This window comes from Marinobacter bryozoorum, assembly GCF_023156245.1.
GTDB lineage: Bacteria > Pseudomonadota > Gammaproteobacteria > Pseudomonadales > Oleiphilaceae > Marinobacter > Marinobacter bryozoorum.
The window spans coordinates 23983-42377 of sequence record NZ_JAKZAH010000034.1; the positions used below are offsets into that span (position 1 = coordinate 23983).

Sequence of the window (18395 nt, forward strand, 5' to 3'; positions counted from 1 at the left end):
AGGTCAGTATCCGGCGTGACAGCAATCACGTACAGACTCTCACCATGGGCAAATCCTGCACAAACCGTTAAACTCTCCCACCTGCCCGTTCCGTGCGTCACCCTGTGAGACGCCATCGCTGGCAACGTCAAATCACGGTCGGCCCCGGATCCGGGCCGCGGCCAAAGCAGTCCATGGATTTCAATGCTGAAAAACATACAGAAAAGAGTACGCGCCCTGTTTCCGTCCAGGCCATCCCCGGAGCCAGTCTACCAGCGCCGGGAAATCCCCCGGGACCAGCACAATGTGTCCCGCTCAATGATCAGTGAGCCGGCCAAGAAGGTGCTCAACCGGCTCAACAACGCCGGCTTTGAGGCCTACCTTGTGGGTGGCGGCGTACGGGATATCCTGCTGGGCGAGCGCCCCAAGGACTTCGACATCGCTACCGACGCGACGCCGGAAGAAGTGCACGACCTGTTTCGTAACTCCCGCCTGATCGGGCGTCGCTTCCGCATTGTGCATGTACTGTTCGGCCGGGAGGTGATTGAGGTCACCACCTTCCGCGGCAATGCCGGCAACAGCGACGACAACGACGAGCAGGACGACGACCGCAAGACCAGCGAGCACGGCCTGCTGCTACGGGACAATGTCTACGGCAACCAGGAAGAAGACGCCCTGCGCCGGGACTTCACCGTCAACGCACTTTACTACTGCATTCGCGACTTCACGGTCATTGACTACGCCGGCGGCGTCGAAGACCTGCAGAATCGACAGCTACGACTGATCGGTGACCCGGAAACCCGCTACCGGGAGGACCCGGTTCGCATGTTGAGGGCGGTTCGCTTCGCCGCCAAGCTGGGCTTCACCATTGAACCGGTCACCGAGGCGCCCATACACGAACTGGCGCCACTATTGACCCATATTCCCCCGGCGCGCCTGTTCGAAGAGGTGCTCAAGTTGTTCTCCGCCGGCTACGGCGAGGCCACCTGGTACCTACTGAAACAATACGGGCTGCTGGACCCGCTGTTCCCCGAAACCATGAAAGCCATCGCCGACGGGCAGCCGGATGAGCTGATTGTGAGGGCGTTGCAGAATACGGACGCCCGCATCCACCAGGGCAAGTCCGTCACGCCCTACTTCATGTACGCGGCCCTGCTCTGGCCGGCACTGCAAGCCGAATGGCAACGGCGCCAGGACAACGGCGAACCGGTTCAGCAGGCACTGCATTTGTCCATTGGCAAGGTCATTGGTCGACAAGTGCAGGCCACATCCATTCCCAAGCGTTTCTCAGGCCCCATGAAGGAGATCTGGGAGCTGCAAATGCGGCTACCCCGGCGTCAGGGCAAACGGGCCTATGGCATTATGGAGCACCCGCGCTTCCGTGCCGCCTACGATTTCCTGCTGGTACGCGAGGCGGCTGGCGAGATCGAACCGGGCCTGGGCCAGTGGTGGACCGAATTCCAGGCAGCGGATGACCGAGGCCGTGAGCAAATGCTCAGCCAGCTTGGCCAGCAGGGACCCCGCAAGCGCAAGCGCCGGCGCAAACCGGCCGCCAGGAGCAACAACCCGTGAGCGACCGGGTGCAGGCCTGGATCGGCCTGGGCAGCAACCTGGAGAACCCGCTCGAGCAGCTGGCCCGGGCGGTAAGCGGCCTGGCCACGCTGCCAGATACCACCTTGCTGGGCCAGTCAGCCTTCTATCGCAGCCAACCCATGGGCCCCCAGGACCAGCCGGACTTCGTAAACGGCGTGGTACTGCTGGAGACCAGCCTGCCCGCTGAGACCCTGCTGGATCACCTGCAAGCGCTGGAGCAGGCCCACGGCCGGGTGCGGCTCCGTCACTGGGGCCCCCGCACCCTGGACCTGGACCTCCTGCTTTATGGTAACCAGACTGTCGCCACCACACGACTGACCGTGCCCCATCCAGGCGTTACCGAGCGCGACTTTGTGCTGCGCCCCATGCTGGATATCGACCCCCAGCTAACCCTGCCGGATGGCCGCAGCTGCCAGGGCCTGCTCACCCAATGCACCGATAACGGCCTGAAACGTCTGCAGCCTTCGGTAACTGACGGCCTTGCCACGCCACCTCACCCGCATTAACCTTGACAGCAAACCTGCATGTCCCGGGCGGCTTAACGCAATACAGCTGACAATCCCGGTCCACCCATCACAGCAAAGGCATCACTGTTATGGCGGTAACCATCAATACCCTTCGTGACTATAAGGAAAAAGGTGAGGCCTTCGCCGTCCTCACATCCTACGACGCCGCGTTCGCCCAGGTAGTCAGCGAAGCCGGCGTGGATGCCATCCTGATTGGCGACTCCCTTGGCATGGTTCTGCAGGGCAACGACAGCACCCTTCCGGTCACCCTGGAAGAAATCTGTTATCACACCCGCTGCGTGGCTGCCGGCAACCGCGGCGCCCTGATCATGGCTGACATGCCGTTCATGACCTACGGCACCATCCCGGACGCCCTTGATAACGCAGCAGAACTGATGCGCGCCGGCGCCCACATGGTCAAACTGGAAGGCACTGACTGGATGAAGGACACCATCTCTGCCCTCAGTGAACGGGGTGTCCCGGTTTGCGCCCACCTGGGTCTGACGCCCCAGTTCGTCAACAAGTTTGGCGGCTACAAGGTTCAGGGCCGTGACGACAAGCAGGCGGAACTGATGATCGAACACGCCAGCGACCTGGTGGCCGCTGGCGCCGATGTCATTCTGCTGGAATGCGTACCCGCGCCGCTGGCAGCCCGTATTACCCAGGCCGTACAGGCACCGGTAATCGGCATCGGCGCCGGCAAGGACACCGATGGCCAGGTACTGGTGCTCCACGATATGCTCGGCATTCCGGAAGGCCGCAAGGCAAAGTTCGTGAAGAACTTCCTCGAAGAGGGCGGCAGCATTCCCGGCGCCATCAAGGCCTATGTCCAGGCAGTCCGTGACCGCACTTTCCCCGGCGAGGAGCATACGTTCAAGTAATGCGCACCGTACATACCATCAAGGAACTGCGGGCGATCATCCGTAGTTACAGAACCCAGGGCAAACGGGTGGGCCTGGTGCCCACCATGGGCAACCTCCACGAAGGCCACCTCGCACTGGTACGCCGTGCCCATGAGGCGGCAGACGTCGTGGTTACCAGTATCTTCGTCAACCCCATGCAGTTTGGTGCCGGCGAAGACCTGGACGCCTACCCCCGCACCCTGGCCGACGACCAGCGCAAACTGGAAGCCCAGGGCAATACCCTGCTGTTTGCACCACCGGTGAGTGAAATCTACCCGGACGGCCTGGCACTCCAGACCCGGGTGGTGGTCCCGGAAGTGAGCGAAGGGCATTGCGGTGCCAGCAGGCCCGGTCATTTCGAAGGGGTCGCTACGGTAGTATCCATGCTCTTCAACATGGTCCAGCCCGACGTGGCGGTGTTTGGCGAGAAGGATTACCAGCAGCTGGCGGTGATCCGCAAGATGGTCAGCGACCTGTTCATCCCGGTCGATGTTATCGGCTTGCCTACGATTCGTGAGGATGACGGACTGGCCATGAGCTCCCGTAATGGCTATCTCTCGGAGGCGGAGCGGCAGAAGGCGCCGACCCTGCACCGGGTATTGTCTGAAACCGGCGCTGCCCTTGAGTCCGGCAGTGATGACTTCGGAGGACTGGAGACTTCCGCCCGGGAAGTCCTCACCGCAGCAGGCTTTCGTCCGGACTACTTCAACATCGTCAACAGCCTTACCCTGAAACCGGCGTCACCCGGAGACCGACAAATCACCCTGCTGGCGGCTGCCTTCCTGGGAACAACCCGATTGATTGATAACCTGTCAATCGAACGCTGACACCTGACGAAAGGATGCAGGATGGTACAGGTACGCCCCCCCCTGACCCGGACCCCGGAATGGCAGGCACTGCGTGACCACCAGGCCCGGCTGGCCAATGTGCATATGCGGACACTGTTCCGGGAAGACCGGGAGCGATTCCATCGCTTTTCCCTGACCGCTGCCGGACTGCAGCTGGACTATTCCAAGAACCGTATCGATCGCACGACGCCGGAGCTGCTGGCAGCGCTTGCGACCGCCTGCCGGCTGCCAGAGGCCAGGGAAGCCATGTTTACCGGTGAAGCGATCAATAACACCGAACACAGGCCGGCGCTGCATACCGCCCTGCGAGCGGCGCCGGATCAGGACATCCGGGTGGACGGCACCAATATCGTGCCGGAGATCCAGGCCACCCTGGACCGGATGGAGAGCTTTGTAGGGCAGGTTCACAGGGGCGAACGCACCGGCTATCGGGGCGACCGCATGACCGACGTGGTTTCGATCGGTATTGGCGGCTCCTACCTTGGCCCCCGGATGATGACCGAGGCGCTGACGCCCTATACCCGCGACGGTATCCGTTGCCACTACGTTGCCAATATCGACGGCACAGATATCAGTGAAGTCCTGGCAAGCGTGCGACCCGAGAGCACCCTGTTCCTGGTTCAGTCAAAGTCGTTCGGCACCCAGGAGACCCTGGAGAACAGCCAGCTCGCGCGACAGTGGCTGCTGGACGCTGGCGCCACCGAGGCGGACCTGGCCCGGCACTTCGTGGCGGTGACCGCCAATGCCGATGCCGCCCACCGCTTCGGGATCGCGGAAGAGGCCGTTTTCCCCATGTGGGACTGGGTGGGCGGTCGCTACTCCCTGTGGTCCGCCATCGGCCTGCCCATTGCCCTGACCCTGGGCATGGACAACTTCCGCCGCATACTCACCGGCGCCCGGGCCATGGACGAACACTTCCGCGAAGCCCCGCTACCGGAAAACATGCCAGTGGTCATGGCCATGCTGGGCATCTGGTATGTCAACTTCTGGCATGCCGATACCCACGCGGTCCTGACCTACGACGAGTACCTGAAGGAGCTTCCCGCCCACCTCCAGCAGCTGGACATGGAGAGTAACGGCAAGCGGGTGGACCGTGAAGGCCACGCAGTGGACTACGCTACCGGCCCGGTGATCTGGGGCGGCGTCGGCGCCAACGGTCAGCATGCCTACCATCAGCTGCTACACCAGGGCACCGTGCTGTCACCGGCAGACTTTATCATCCCGCTGAAAAGCCATAACCCGGTCGCCAGCCACCACGCCACCCTGTTCGCCAACTGCCTGTCCCAGAGCCAGGCCTTGATGCAGGGCAAGACCGAGGCAGAGGCCCGCAAAGAGCTGGAAGCCCAGGGCCTGACGGCTGAAGAAGTGGACAAGCTCGCGCCCCACAAGGTGATTCCCGGCAACAAGCCGTCCAACACCCTGGTGTTCGACAAAGCCACGCCGGAAGTCATGGGCGCGCTGGTCGCCCTCTACGAGCACCGGACCTTTGTCCAGGGAGTTATCTGGAACCTGAACTCCTTCGACCAGTGGGGCGTTGAGCTGGGCAAGCAGCTGGGCAAGCCCATTCTGCAGCAACTGGGCGACGGTATTAGTGACGAAGCGCTGGACAGCTCTACGGTGGGCCTGATGCGGTTGTTCCGGGGCGAGTAGCCTGGGCCCCAGGTTACCCTGGCCAGTGGAAGTCCGCTGGCCAGAGCTTCTGGTCACGGTCATAGGCCTGCCAAAGCTCATCGTAGGTACGACCGTCCACCGGGTGACGCTGATCACCAGCCAGTTCGGCCAGCGGGCGCAATACAAAGGCGTTGTAGAGAATTTCTGGCCGTGGCAGCTCCACTCCGTCAGTATCCTGGCCCAGGTTACCGTAGGTGAGTATGTCCAGGTCCAGCGTACGCGGACTGAACCGGCGTGCTTCCGGCTTGCGACCGTTGGCCAGCTCGATGGCCTTGAGACAACGGCTCAGGTCCGCCACGGATTTATCCGTGTGAACCCCCACCACCAGGTTGAAAAACGGCGATCCGTCAAAGCCTACCGCTTCGCTCTCATAGACCGGTGACACGTCGAGTGTTCCAAACACCTCTGCCAGTGCCTCGAGACCGGCCCGGATATGGCGGTGCCGGTCAACGTTACTGCCGACACCAATAAACACCCGCACCCCAGCCGGCATCACCAGCTGCCCCGCTGGATCTTCACCCCAACCTGCCTGGCCGCTGGCACCGCACCGGGCTTCCACAGGGTAAGCCTCACCCCGGGCACGGAAAACGCCGACATGATGGAGGCAGCCAGTTTTTCCGCTGCAGTTTCCAGCAGGGCCGGCTGGCAGCGGGTAAAGAAATCCTGAACATGCTCGCTCACGGCGGCATAGTCCAGCGCCTGGGCAACATTATCGGAGGCAGCCGCTGGTCGGTTGTTCCACGCCATTTCCAGGTCAATACGCAGCTCCTGGAGGATCTCACGCTCCCATTCGTAGACGCCGATTACCGTTTCCACGGTCAGGCCCTCGATCAATACGCTGTCATTCACGGCGCCACTCCACCATCGCCAATTTGCTGATTGAACCACCGACAACAACGGGCTAAGGTCGGGGACTCCGACTCCAACACCGCCTACAGGACCTGCTCCGACCATGGATGCCATCAGCCAGCCCCTTCTGCTTATCGCCCTGTGCGGGCTCGCCTATGCGGTTGGTTCGATCCTGTTTGCCATTCCTGTGTGTCGCTTCTCCGGCCTGACCGATCCCCGGGGGCTCGGCTCCCGCAACCCCGGTGCCACCAACGTTTATCGCAGTGGCGGCCCCATCCCGGCAGGGCTGACCCTGCTGCTTGATGCCCTGAAAGGCGCCATTCCGGTCTGGCTGGCCGGTTACTTCGGTTTCTCGGTATTCGCCCAGGCCATGGTTGCGCTCTGCGCCGTCACCGGCCACATGGTTCCGGTGTGGTACCGGTTCCAGGGCGGCAAAGGGGTTGCTACAGCCCTCGGCAGTGGCCTGGTGCTGGCCCCGCTGACCACCACCCTGCTGGCAATGATCTGGCTGGTGATTATATGGCGCTGGCGTATCTCTGCCCTTGCCTCGGTTATCGCCATCGGCTCGGGGCCGGTGATCAGCGCCCTGTTCGAGCCGGAAACCCTGCCCCTGTTCGGCCTGCTGGCCATAGTGATCGTCATTCGCCACCGCAATAACCTGATCCGGCTGACCCAGGGGCGGGAAAGCCGGTTCTAGAAGGCCTATTGGGTCAGCCCGTCCAGACACTTTTCGGCAAGCCCGGGCAGGGTGTCCATGGGCCAGCGTGGCTTTGCCACGATCCGGTCGCCATCCCGCTGCCCTGCCAGCAAACGCTGGCAGCCTGCATAGGCAATCATGGCCCCGTTATCGGTACAGAACTCCGGCCGGGCATAGAACACCGAGGCGCCCTGCTTGTGAGCCATGGTTTCCAGTGCTGCCCGCAGCCGCCGGTTGGCGCTGACGCCACCGGCCATCACAAGCCGGTCACAATCCGCCGCTTGCAGCGCTCGCCGACACTTGATCACCAGGGTATCCACCACGGCAGTCTCAAACGCAAGGGCGATATCGGCACGGGTCTGATCCGTCAGGTTGCCAGCCTGCTGCTCGGCCGTCACGGTATTGAGGGTATAGGTCTTCAGGCCGCTGAAGCTGAACTCAAGCCCTGGCCGGTCCGTCATGGGCCTCGGCAAACGGTAGGCGCCTTCACGCCCCTGCTCGGCCAGTGCAGCCACCCTCGGCCCACCCGGGTAATCCAGTCCCAGCATCTTGGCAGCCTTGTCGAAGGCCTCTCCAGCGGCATCGTCCACTGACTCGCCAAGCAACTCATACTCACCAATGCCGGATACCTTTACCAACTGGGTATGGCCACCAGACACCAGCAGCGCCACGAACGGAAACGCGGGCGGATTCTCCTCCAGCATCGGTGCCAGCAGGTGCCCTTCCATGTGATGGACGCCCAGCACCGGTATATCCAGTGCCAGCCCGAGGGCATGGGCCACGGAACCACCCACCATCAGGGCACCAACCAGCCCGGGCCCCGCCGTGTAGGCAATTCCCGTGATATCACTGCGGGCGCAACCGGCCCGGGCAAGCACCTCGTCACACAGCGGCAGCAGTTTGCGGACATGGTCGCGGGAAGCCAGCTCCGGCACCACGCCACCGTAGTCCGCGTGCATGTCGGTCTGGCTGAACAACGCATCTGCCAGCAGGCCCTTCTCGCTGTCGTAGAGGGCTACGCCGGTCTCGTCGCAGGAGGTTTCAATACCCAGGATCAGCATGGGGCGGGTACCTCGGATCAGGTGTCTATGAAAATTGGCGGCATTCTACCAGAAACCCTGTCGATAGTTTCACCAGACAATTGACGATCGAGGGCTACTGGCGCTATCATTGCCGCCCTTAAATAGGACTGGCCGAAATTTGTCCAATATTTCAAACCGAATTCAAGGTAGGTGATTCTTAATGCCAGCTGTTAAAGTGAAAGAGAATGAACCGTTTGATGTAGCGCTGCGTCGTTTCAAGCGCTCCTGCGAGAAAGCAGGCGTACTGTCTGAAGTACGTCGTCGTGAGCACTATGAGAAGCCCACGGCTGTTCGCAAGCGTAAGGCTGCCGCTGCTGTCAAGCGTCATCTCAAGAAGCTTCAGCGGGAACAGCGCAAGTTCGAGCGCCTTTACTGAGAACAGCGCAAAAGCCCTGCCCTGCAGGGTTTTGAACCTGTTCCTGGCGCGAGAAGCCTGCCGGATTCATACTGGCAGGCCAGCGTAATACCAATGCCGTCGGGGCATAGCTCCGACGGCATTTTTCGCTGTAGCTGCAGGCAACCCTGCCGGCCACAGCAATTCAGGGAGTAGGCATGAGCGGACTGATCCCCCAGCGATTTATCGAAGACCTGCTGGACAGGACCGACCTTGCCGAACTCATCGGCTCCCGCATCACCCTCAAGAAAGCCGGCGCCAACTACAAGGCCCGCTGCCCCTTCCATGACGAGAAGACCCCTTCGTTCAATGTCCGGCCGGACAAAGGGTTCTATCACTGTTTCGGTTGCGGGGCCCACGGTGATGCCATCAGCTTTGTGCGGGAGTTCGAAGGGCTGGACTTCACCGCGGCGGTTGAGGAGCTCGCCCGTCGGGCCGGCCTCGAGGTGCCCTACGACAAGGCCGCCAGCCAGCAGATCCGGCAAAGCCGCACCCTCACAGACGCCCTGGACTATGCACGGGAGTTCTACCGCAACAGGCTGGCCAGCAGCGAAGGTCAGATGGCGCGGGAATACCTGGCCGCAAGGGGCCTGGACGAGGCGGTCATTGAACTTTACCAGGTCGGCTTTGCGCCGGGTGCGGGTACCGCGTTATACAACGCGGCCAGCGAGGAACTGCGTGGACCACTGATCGAAACAGGCACCGTTTCTGACCGGTATGGCCGTCCCAGGGACCTGTTCCGCAACCGGGTGATGTTTCCCATCCGCAATACCCGGGGCCGCACCGTGGCGTTTGGTGGCCGGACGTTGGGAGACGACAAGGCCAAGTATATCAACTCGCCGGAGTCCGATGCCTTCCACAAGAGCCGGGAAATTTACGGCCTGTTCGAAGCGCGGCAGGCGTTACGCCGCGTCGACAAGCTGCTGGTGGTCGAAGGCTATATGGATGTCATCGCCCTGGCCCAGTACGGCATTCACTATGCCGTCGCCGCCATGGGCACCGCCACCAACCAGGACAGCCTTGCCGCGCTGCTGAAGCAGACCCGGCACCTGGTCTTCTGCTTTGACGGTGATACCGCTGGCCACCGGGCCGCAGACCGGGCGATGGAGAATGCCCTGGAATTACTGGAAGACGGCATACACCTCCAGTTCCTGATGCTGCCCGAGGGTGAGGACCCGGACACACTGGTTCGCAAGGAAGGCGCCGAGGCGTTCGAAAAGCGCATACAGGAGGCCCGCCCCCTGTCCCGCTACCTGTTCGACCGCATGCAGGAAGGACTGGATCTCAGCCTGGCGGAAAACCAGGGGGAGCTGCGTTCCCGGGTCGAACCGCTGCTGAGCCGCATGCCCCGGGGCAGCCTGCGGGATGCCATGTGGCATGAAATGCTGCGCCTGTGCCGACCGCCGCGGACATGGCAACCCGGCGGCCCCGGCCGAAATGGCAGCAACCGGAACGCCGGCACTGCCCCGTCGACGCCGCAGGAGCGGGTACCGGTTCGACTCAGCAAGAACCACATGGTCTGCCTGGCCATGCTTGAGGCGCCGGAAATGGCCGGTGAACTGAAAGACCTGTGCCGGCAGGACAGACAACTGGACAAGGCGGCTGGCTTCGCCGAGTGGCTGCACCTGAACGGCCTCCGGACGCGCCGGCAGGTTTACCAGACCCTGGCACGCTCGCCGGCAGAGCAGGCAAAGTTTCGCTGGCTGTTCGACGGCATCGAGCACCTGCCCGGGCGGGAGGAAGCCCTCGACAGCGCCCGGGCGCTGCTGAGCCCCAACGACGAAGCAAGGCAGAAACAACGATTGAAAGCCCTGGCCGAGAAGGCCCGGGAACTCAACTTTGCCGACCTCAGCCCGGAGGAGCGACAACAGCTCAAGGCGTCGTTAGCATCCCATCAGGGAAAACACGGATGAAGCAAACAGGAAGCGTCGAAGTTTCAGGAGGTTTGGTGAGAAAAGATTGCAAGCAAAGGATTTTTTCAGTGCCTACTTGAAACCAGGGGCACTGATCACCATCTAACCATTCGGTGGCAGTCATCTGGCGTGACCGCTATAATGGCTGTTTAACTTTTTTCCTTTTTACCATCAAGTTCACAGGGTGTCTATGTCAGGCAATTCTCAGAAATCCCGTTTGAAAGACCTCATTGCCCGAGGAAAAGAGCAAGGTTACCTGACTTACGCCGAGGTCAACGACCACTTGCCTGAGGATATCGCGGATCCCGATCAGGTAGAAGACATTATCCGCATGATTAACGACATGGGCATTCAGGTCAGCGAGGAAACACCCGACGCTGATACGTTGATCATGACCGAAGGCGACTCCACCGCCGACGAGGCGGCCGCTGCTGAAGCTGCCGCTGCGCTCGCTGCCGTGGAATCCGACGCTGGCCGCACCACTGACCCGGTACGCATGTACATGCGTGAAATGGGCACCGTTGAGCTGCTGACCCGTGAAGGGGAAATCGTTATTGCCAAGCGCATCGAGGAAGGTATCCGCGATGTAATGGCCGCTATCGCCCACTTCCCCGGAACAGCCGGCACAGTTATCCAGGCTTACGACCGCATCGTTGAGAACGAAGGCCGTATCAGCGATATCGTCTCCGGCTTCCTGGACCCCGACGGCGCCGAACCCTTTATGGGCGAAGACACTGCCGACACCTCCTCCGGTGATGACAGCTCCTCCGACGATGACGATGACGAGGATTCCGAAGAAGAAAAGGAAAGCGGCCCGGACCCCGAAGAGACCCGGCTGCGCTTCGAGCTTCTCCGGGAAAAGCTGGCCCTTGCCGAAGAGAGCCTCGAGAAACACGGCCGCGCCCACAAGAAAACCCAGGAAGCCCTCAATGAGCTCGGGGCAGTCTTCGCCCCGTTCAAACTGGCCAACAAGGCCTTCGATGAGCTGGTTAACGTTGTGCGCTCCACCAATGAAGTGGTCCGTGAGAACGAGCGCGCCGTGATGCGAATCTGCGTGCGGGAATGCCGCATGGACCGGAAGGAGTTCATCAAGTCCTTCCCCGGCAACGAAACCAACCTGGACTGGGCGCCCAAGATCGCCCGTTCCAAGAAAGCCTATGCGTCAGCGATCAACGAACGCCTGGACGAAATCGTACGCCTGCAGAAGCGCATCGCCAACGTGCAGAGTGAAGTGGACCTGGCCATCCCCGACATCAAGGAAATCAACCGCCGGGTTTCTATCGGTGAAGCCAAGGCCCGCCGCGCCAAGAAGGAAATGGTCGAGGCCAACCTGCGACTGGTTATCTCCATCGCCAAGAAATACACCAACCGCGGCCTGCAGTTCCTGGACCTGATCCAGGAAGGCAACATTGGCCTGATGAAGGCGGTGGACAAGTTCGAGTACCGTCGCGGCTACAAATTCTCCACCTACGCCACCTGGTGGATCCGGCAGGCCATTACCCGCTCTATCGCGGACCAGGCACGCACCATCCGGATTCCGGTGCATATGATAGAGACGATCAACAAGCTCAACCGCATCTCCCGCCAGATGCTGCAGGAGATGGGCCGTGAGCCGACCCCGGAAGAGCTGGGCGAGCGCATGGAAATGCCTGAGGACAAGATCCGCAAGGTACTGAAGATTGCCAAGGAGCCGATCTCCATGGAGACGCCCATCGGCGATGATGAAGACAGCCACCTGGGTGATTTCATCGAGGACATCCAGGCCCTGTCGCCAGTGGATTCCGCCACCGCTGAAGGCCTGCGGGAAGCCACCCGCTCTGTCCTCGCCGGCCTCACGGCAAGGGAGTCCAAGGTGCTGCGCATGCGTTTCGGTATCGAGATGAACACCGACCATACCCTGGAAGAAGTCGGCAAGCAGTTCGACGTCACCCGGGAGCGGATCCGTCAGATCGAAGCCAAGGCCCTGCGCAAACTGCGTCACCCGTCACGGTCTGACCACCTGCGCGGCTTTATCGACGACCAGGGCAACGGATAAACCCAACCCCACAGTAGCGGGCGCCATTACTCAACGGTATAATGGCGCCCGCTTTGTTTCAGGCGGCTGAATTTATCAGAAAGAGCTTTCTGCTCAGTTGGTTAATCCGCCTCACATCACGTTTGGGCCTATAGCTCAGTTGGTTAGAGCAGGGGACTCATAATCCCTTGGTCGCTGGTTCGAGTCCAGCTGGGCCCACCATTATTTTCAACGACTTAGCCCACTTTCGCGTGGGCTTTTTTCGTGTCTGGACCCTCCCATGGGGGACTGATGGGGCAGGAACATCCCACAACAGATACCCAGCGCTTCCAAGAAACGACAAAATCTGTCGCCCCAGTGTGGTTATATAACGCCAGGCCCCACGAATCTTCTGCAACCTAACGATGAGGGCTAACCTAAAGCCACAAAACCAGCCAAAACCAGATGGTTGCAATCAAAAGAGCGCACGGATAAAAAACTCACAGAGCAGGCCACCTGCACCAATCACATCAATCCTGCCACCTTTTCACTCACTGAAGGACGCCATACGTGGACAACTCGAAGATATATCTCGTCCGCAGCCCCAGCAAACTCATTACTGATAACTTGGCGGGTTACGGATGGCCACAGGTTAACTTTTCACAGGCACAAGATGCTGTCGGCCTTATGGCACTATTCGCCGACAAGGGCATAAACCCGGGTCGCCAGCGCAACCAGATAAAGCGCTTCTTCTCGATTCAGGAAGGCGACCTTGTAGTTGTCCCCCTCCATCGCGCAGCGGCATTCGGTATCGCCACTGGCAAGCGGTCTTACGCAACAGGCGTGGGTTACGGAGAAAACCGAATAGGCGTGGAATACTTCCGCCACGAAGACGGCTCCGTCGTTCGAGTCCCACGCTCGGAACTGCCTGAGGCGTTGTCCACCCGGCTCAAGATTCGCATGTCGGTGGTCTCTCTGGATGAGTTCAAAGACGACATCACCCGCATAATTAACCAGATTCAGGACAAAGGTGCCGCAAGCTTCGATTCACACATTCAGCAGTTGGAAGCAGACGCACTGACCACCCTTCGGGAACAGCTTCTCAATAACCTCCGCTCAGGGAAAACGACCCTTGAGAGCGGCGGCATCGGGCTTGAAAAACTCGTAGCCGAACTTCTGCGCACTGAAGGCTATGCCGCCAAGATTCTTGCTAAAACAGCATTCGAGGGGAACGCTGATGCTGATATCGAAGCGTTCCGTGAAGACCGCTTTACTTCCAACAAGCTGTTGATTCAGGTGAAACACCACACAGGCAACACCGGCCACCATGCTCTACGACAGCTCCAGCTGCTCGACAAAGAAGACGATGTTCAGAGATGGCTGATCACGACCGGTGATGTCCAACAGGAAATGGTCGAAGAGGCTGAAGGCCAGGGCATCGGGGTTATGGATGGAGACCGTTTTGTCGAATGGGTGGTGGAGCGTGCGGACCAGCTATCGCAGCGAACACTCAATCGACTTGGCCTATCAACAACGCCTTCACTACTGGTTTAGGCAATAAATTTTCAGGGAGACTGCAATGAGCTTCGACGCATCTTTTGACCAGGCCCGGCTCGACCAGCTGGCCCAGCAACACCTCGGCAATGCCAGTATCACTGGGCGGATACTTTTCTTCGGCGATCCTGAAGAAAATCGACTGGACCTGGCAACCTGGCAGTTAGATACCGACCAAGATTACGAAACGCTCAAAGGCTCAGACTTCAAGCTGCAGATGATGGAGCTGCTGGATACCCTGCTAATCTACCGTGCCCAGCATAACCAGCCCAACTCCGGCCAGGGCGTGGTTTATGCGAACAACGAAGGGCTGACCATCAAATGGCTGCCGAAAGAGCAAGTGGAAGCCATGCGGAACAGTGAAAGCGAGCTGCAAAGCAGATAAACAGCAGACGAAAAGCCCCTCCCCCAGTTCAGAGCCAGAAGGGACACGCTGGCCATGAGACTGGTCTTTCCTTGTGCAACGCCCTATAACTGGTGTTCAGGTTATTGCTGATGCCATGCAACGGTGTCACACCCCGATCTGGATAATGCCCTTATAAAAGAGGTTGCGCATGTGTTGAGGGAGCGATCTGCACTGAAGCAAACACCGCCGGGGCGTGTGCGGTTTATCTATTACGGGGATCGACCGGGGCCTTCCCCATGAAGGCCGCTGAGCAGCCCACCTGGCATAGCGAGGAGACCGACGCGATCCTTGCCAAGCTTGAGGTCACGGACCAGGGCCTGACCAGCGAGCAGGCACTGGGGCGGCTCGAACGCCATGGCTACAACCTTCTGCCCGCGCCTGCGCGCAGCGGTCCCTTCAGACGCTTTGTGCTGCAGTTCCACAATGTGCTCATCTATGTACTGTTGGCGGCCGCGCTGAGCACGGGCCTGCTGCGACACTGGGTCGACACCTTCGTGATCCTGGGGGTTGTGCTGATCAATGCCGTCGTCGGCTTCATCCAGGAAGGCAAGGCGGAGCAGGCCCTGAAGGCGCTCCGCGATATGCTTTCCCCCAAAGCCCTGGTTCTGCGCGACGGGCAGCGGCGCACGGTTCCCGCCGAGGAACTGGTCCCCGGCGACCTGGTCTTTCTCCAGGCCGGCGACCGGGTGCCCGCTGATCTGCGCCTGCTACGCAGCCACAACATGCGCATTGACGAGGCCATGCTTACCGGCGAATCGGTCGCCGTGGACAAGCGAACCACGGCGGTCGAGCGGAACGCTGACCTTGGCGACCGCAAGTGCATGGCCTTCTCCGGTACCCTGGTGGCCTTCGGCCAGGGACAAGGTGTGGTGGTGGGCACCGGCGCAAATACCCAGATCGGGCACATCTCCACTCTGCTGGGCGAAGTAGAGACCCTGACCACACCGCTGCTCCGTGACATCGCCACCTTCGGACGCTGGTTGACCGTAGCCATCGTGGTGCTCGCTGCCGTCACCTTTGCCTTTGGTTACTGGGTGCACCACTACGACCTCCTGGAGACTTTCCTGGCAGCGGTCAGCCTGGCCGTGGCGGCCATCCCCGAGGGCCTGCCGGCGATCATGACCATCACCCTGGCCATTGGGGTGCAACGCATGGCGGCACGTAACGCCATTATCCGCCGGCTCCCGGCCGTTGAAACCCTGGGTTCGGTTACCATTATCTGCTCCGATAAAACAGGCACTCTGACCCGTAACGAGATGACCGTGAAAACCCTGCTGACCGCCGAGGAGAGCTACGAGGTCAGCGGAGTGGGCTACGAGCCCCACGGGGGCTTCAGTTGTGCCGGTGAGGACGTCGAACCTGGCGACCACCCGGTTCTGGCCGAAGCATTGCGGGGCGTCATACTGTGCAACGATGCCCAGATCCAGCAGCGGGACGGGCGCTGGCACCTGGAGGGTGACCCCACAGAAGGCGCGCTGGTGGTTGCCGGTCTCAAGGCGGGCCTGGACTCCTCGGAGGTCGCCCGGCACTACCCACGCGACGACGTGATTCCGTTTGAGTCACAATACAAGTTCATGGCTACCCTCCATCACCATCACGAGGGCCACCAGCGCCTGCTTTTTCTTAAGGGGGCCCCTGAGCGCGTTCTTGCCCTGTGTGATCGCGAACGTACCCCGGAAGGCGACCGCCCCCTGAGCCCGCAGAGCTGGGAGCGTCGCATGGATGAAATTGCCGCCCGGGGGCAGCGCCTGCTGGCGGTGGCGGTCAAGACCATAGAGACAGAGACGTCCACACTCTCGTTCCCCGATGTCGAGGGCGGCGGCCTCACCCTGGTGGCGGTGTGTGGCCTTATCGACCCACCACGTGACGAGGCAATCGCGGCGGTGAAGGAATGCCAGCAGGCCGGCATCGTGGTGAAGATGATCACTGGCGACCATGCGGTGACTGCACAGGCCATTGCCGACGAGCTGGGTATCCGCACGGCAGGCGGCGTCGTGCCGGGACACGAACTGGAGGAGGTTACTGATGCGGAGCTGAAGCGGCTGGTACATGAGGTGGATGTGTTCGCACGCACCACACCGGAACACAAGTTACGCCTGGTGCGGGCCCTGCAGGCGAGCGGACAGGTGGTGGCCATGACCGGCGACGGCGTCAATGACGCCCCGGCCCTCAAACGCGCCGACGTCGGGGTCGCTATGGGTATCAAGGGGTCCGAGGCCGCCCGGGAGGCGGCAGCCATGGTGCTGGCCGACGACAACTTCGCGTCCATCGCCCATGCTGTGGAAGAAGGCCGCACCGTTTACGACAACCTGCGCAAAGCCATTCTCTATATTCTGCCCACCAGCGGTGGCGAGGCATTGACCATCATGGCTGCCGTGCTCATGGGGATGACCCTGCCATTGCTGCCGGCCCAGGTTCTGTGGGTAAACATGGTTACGGCCGTAACCCTGAGCCTCGCCCTGGCCTTCGAGCCCGCCGAGCCCGGTGTCATGCGCCGTCGCCCGCGCCCTCCCGGCACGCCGGTGTTATCCGGCTTCCTAATCTGGCGTGTGACTTTCGTTTCACTGCTCCTGCTGGCAGGCACCTTCGGCCACTTTCTGTGGATGGACCTGCAGGGAGCGCCTATCGAACTCGCCCGAACCGTTGCCATCAATGCCCTGGTTATGGGGGAGATCGCCTACCTCTTTAACAGCCGCTACATCCTCGCACCCACCTGCAACCGCGCCGGTCTGCTGGGCAGCCGTGCAGTGCTGCTGGCGGTAGGTGCGCTGCTCATCCTGCAAGGGCTCTTTACCTATGCGCCACCACTGCAGTTACTCTTCGGCACGGCGCCCCTTGCTGCCAGTGAGTGGGTAAGCATCCTTGCCTTCGGCGTGACGCTCTTCGCCGTCGTGGAGCTGGAGAAGGCCATCGTTCACAGATGGTCTGGCACCGCCGGGGCATCCCCGTAACGAACAGACAAAAAAAAAGCCGGCAAACGCCGGCTATGAAAAGAGTGTCCAACAACACAACAATGCAGATCGTCGCAATGTCTGTTGGAAGTAATATACGTAGCTAATCAACAGTGGATCAATAAGTACCTTGCGCAATGCCTGATTCATTTTCTCCCGTGCCCGGGGCCCTGCCCCGTGCGCAGGCGAACGCCTCAAACCGGGCAATCAGGCTGGTCGCTTCCGGGGTTGGTCGCACTGTTTCAAGCAGGCGCTGAGGGTCCTGCCCGTCCTTTGCCAGGCTGTCTGCCTGGGTATTCAGATACGCCGTCATTACCGCTTCGGTAAATTCGGGGTGAAACTGAACACCCCAGGCGTGGGAGCCAACCCGAAAGGCCTGGTGGGGTTCGCCGTCGGATTTCGCCAGCAGTACAGCCCCGGGCGGAAGCGCCAGAACCGACTGGGCATGGGTCAGGTGCGCGGGAAAGGACGGCGGTAACGAGCCAAGCAAGGGATCCTGCCCCCCTTCAGGGGTGCGGGAAACATCAAAGGTGCCGGACTCGCGCCCCTGCGGCCGAAAACCCACCCTTCCCCCAAGGGCGTGGGCCAGTAGCTGGTGTCCGTAGCAGACCCCAAGCACCGGCACCTGCTGACGGGCGGCCTCACGAAGCCAGGCGGCGGCATTTTCACTCCAGGGTTCCTGATCAGTCACCATGGCGGGCGAACCGGTCACTATGATGCCCAGCCAGTCTGACGGCTCGCCGGGACGTGGCTCACAGGTCACATCCACCACGACCGGCGGATCACTTCGCTCCAGCCTTGCACGGAACCAGCGGTCAAAGTCGCCAAACCCCTGTTGAATATCCGCGTAGGTAGATCCGGTTTTCAGAATCAAGATACCTGCCATGGGACCACTGCCCTCCCCTAACGTTATTGTCCAGACGTGATGGCCCGGCAATGTAGCATGAACAAAGCATGCCGCGGAGTTTGGAATCTCAACCCTAGTGTGCCTTAACAAAAGTTCATCGACCTAATTAAAATTCAAGAGTAGAATAATTGCAAAAGGCATCGATGGAGC

Annotated in this window: 16 protein-coding genes and 1 tRNA gene; 13 read left to right on the forward strand and 4 right to left on the reverse strand. The window is 60.9% G+C overall.

Going from position 1 to position 18395, the window contains the following annotated elements; all coding sequences use genetic code 11:
* The first annotated feature begins 183 nt into the window (after positions 1-183).
* From pcnB to pgi, 5 genes are all read left to right on the forward strand, one after another.
* Positions 184-1551, forward strand: a complete 1368-nt coding sequence (pcnB, locus tag MLC59_RS15455; RefSeq protein ID WP_248236019.1) for a polynucleotide adenylyltransferase PcnB — start codon at positions 184-186, stop codon at positions 1549-1551.
* On the forward strand, positions 1548-2078 hold the full coding sequence (folK, locus tag MLC59_RS15460; protein WP_248236022.1) for a 2-amino-4-hydroxy-6-hydroxymethyldihydropteridine diphosphokinase: 531 nt from the start codon (positions 1548-1550) through the stop codon (positions 2076-2078). The genes pcnB and folK (MLC59_RS15460) overlap by 4 nt, the downstream gene beginning before the upstream one ends.
* Before the next feature lie 89 nt (positions 2079-2167).
* Positions 2168-2959 (forward strand): 3-methyl-2-oxobutanoate hydroxymethyltransferase, encoded by a 792-nt coding sequence (gene panB, locus MLC59_RS15465; RefSeq protein ID WP_248236023.1) that lies wholly within the window; start codon positions 2168-2170, stop codon positions 2957-2959.
* Positions 2959-3807, forward strand: coding sequence for a pantoate--beta-alanine ligase (gene panC, locus MLC59_RS15470; protein WP_248236026.1), 849 nt, complete (start codon positions 2959-2961; stop codon positions 3805-3807). The genes panB and panC overlap by 1 nt, the downstream gene beginning before the upstream one ends.
* A gap of 21 nt (positions 3808-3828) precedes the next feature.
* On the forward strand, positions 3829-5478 hold the full coding sequence (pgi, locus tag MLC59_RS15475; RefSeq protein WP_248236029.1) for a glucose-6-phosphate isomerase: 1650 nt from the start codon (positions 3829-3831) through the stop codon (positions 5476-5478).
* A gap of 13 nt (positions 5479-5491) precedes the next feature.
* Here the strand turns inward: pgi and folK (MLC59_RS15480) are convergent, their stop codons facing one another.
* Positions 5492-5992, reverse strand: a complete 501-nt coding sequence (gene folK, locus MLC59_RS15480) for a 2-amino-4-hydroxy-6-hydroxymethyldihydropteridine diphosphokinase (RefSeq protein WP_248236032.1) — start codon at positions 5990-5992, stop codon at positions 5492-5494.
* Positions 5992-6348, reverse strand: a complete 357-nt coding sequence (folB, locus tag MLC59_RS15485) for a dihydroneopterin aldolase (RefSeq protein WP_248236034.1) — start codon at positions 6346-6348, stop codon at positions 5992-5994. The genes folK (MLC59_RS15480) and folB overlap by 1 nt, the downstream gene beginning before the upstream one ends.
* A gap of 103 nt (positions 6349-6451) precedes the next feature.
* Here folB and plsY point away from each other — a divergent pair, with 103 nt between their 5' ends.
* Entirely contained in the window at positions 6452-7045 is a 594-nt protein-coding gene (gene plsY, locus MLC59_RS15490; RefSeq protein ID WP_248236037.1) for a glycerol-3-phosphate 1-O-acyltransferase PlsY, read from the forward strand.
* 5 nt (positions 7046-7050) lie between these two features.
* On the opposite strand, the gene tsaD is transcribed toward plsY, so the two are convergent.
* Positions 7051-8106: a tRNA (adenosine(37)-N6)-threonylcarbamoyltransferase complex transferase subunit TsaD gene (tsaD, locus tag MLC59_RS15495; protein WP_248236039.1), complete on the reverse strand. Its 1056-nt coding sequence runs from the start codon at positions 8104-8106 to the stop codon at positions 7051-7053.
* Positions 8107-8287: 181 nt separating this feature from the next.
* On the opposite strand from tsaD, the gene rpsU reads away from it, so the two are divergent.
* From rpsU to MLC59_RS15530, 7 genes are all read left to right on the forward strand, one after another.
* Positions 8288-8503, forward strand: coding sequence for a 30S ribosomal protein S21 (gene rpsU / locus MLC59_RS15500; protein ID WP_007153483.1), 216 nt, complete (start codon positions 8288-8290; stop codon positions 8501-8503).
* A 176-nt stretch (positions 8504-8679) separates the two neighbouring features.
* Positions 8680-10434, forward strand: coding sequence for a DNA primase (gene dnaG, locus MLC59_RS15505; protein WP_248236042.1), 1755 nt, complete (start codon positions 8680-8682; stop codon positions 10432-10434).
* Positions 10435-10624: 190 nt separating this feature from the next.
* The gene (rpoD, locus tag MLC59_RS15510; RefSeq protein ID WP_248236045.1) at positions 10625-12469 is read left to right on the forward strand and encodes an RNA polymerase sigma factor RpoD; all 1845 of its coding nucleotides are present in this window, start codon (positions 10625-10627) and stop codon (positions 12467-12469) included.
* Positions 12470-12593: 124 nt separating this feature from the next.
* Positions 12594-12670: transfer RNA gene (locus MLC59_RS15515), tRNA-Ile, on the forward strand.
* 327 nt (positions 12671-12997) lie between these two features.
* The gene (locus MLC59_RS20045; protein ID WP_248236047.1) at positions 12998-13981 is read left to right on the forward strand and encodes a restriction endonuclease; all 984 of its coding nucleotides are present in this window, start codon (positions 12998-13000) and stop codon (positions 13979-13981) included.
* 25 nt (positions 13982-14006) lie between these two features.
* Complete coding sequence (locus tag MLC59_RS15525; protein ID WP_248236058.1) at positions 14007-14366, forward strand: hypothetical protein; 360 nt, start codon at positions 14007-14009, stop codon at positions 14364-14366.
* A 257-nt stretch (positions 14367-14623) separates the two neighbouring features.
* Positions 14624-17338, forward strand: a complete 2715-nt coding sequence (locus MLC59_RS15530; RefSeq protein WP_248236068.1) for a cation-transporting P-type ATPase — start codon at positions 14624-14626, stop codon at positions 17336-17338.
* A gap of 118 nt (positions 17339-17456) precedes the next feature.
* On the opposite strand, the gene MLC59_RS15535 is transcribed toward MLC59_RS15530, so the two are convergent.
* Positions 17457-18224, reverse strand: a complete 768-nt coding sequence (locus MLC59_RS15535) for a glutamine amidotransferase (RefSeq protein WP_248236071.1) — start codon at positions 18222-18224, stop codon at positions 17457-17459.
* Positions 18225-18395 lie beyond the last annotated feature (171 nt).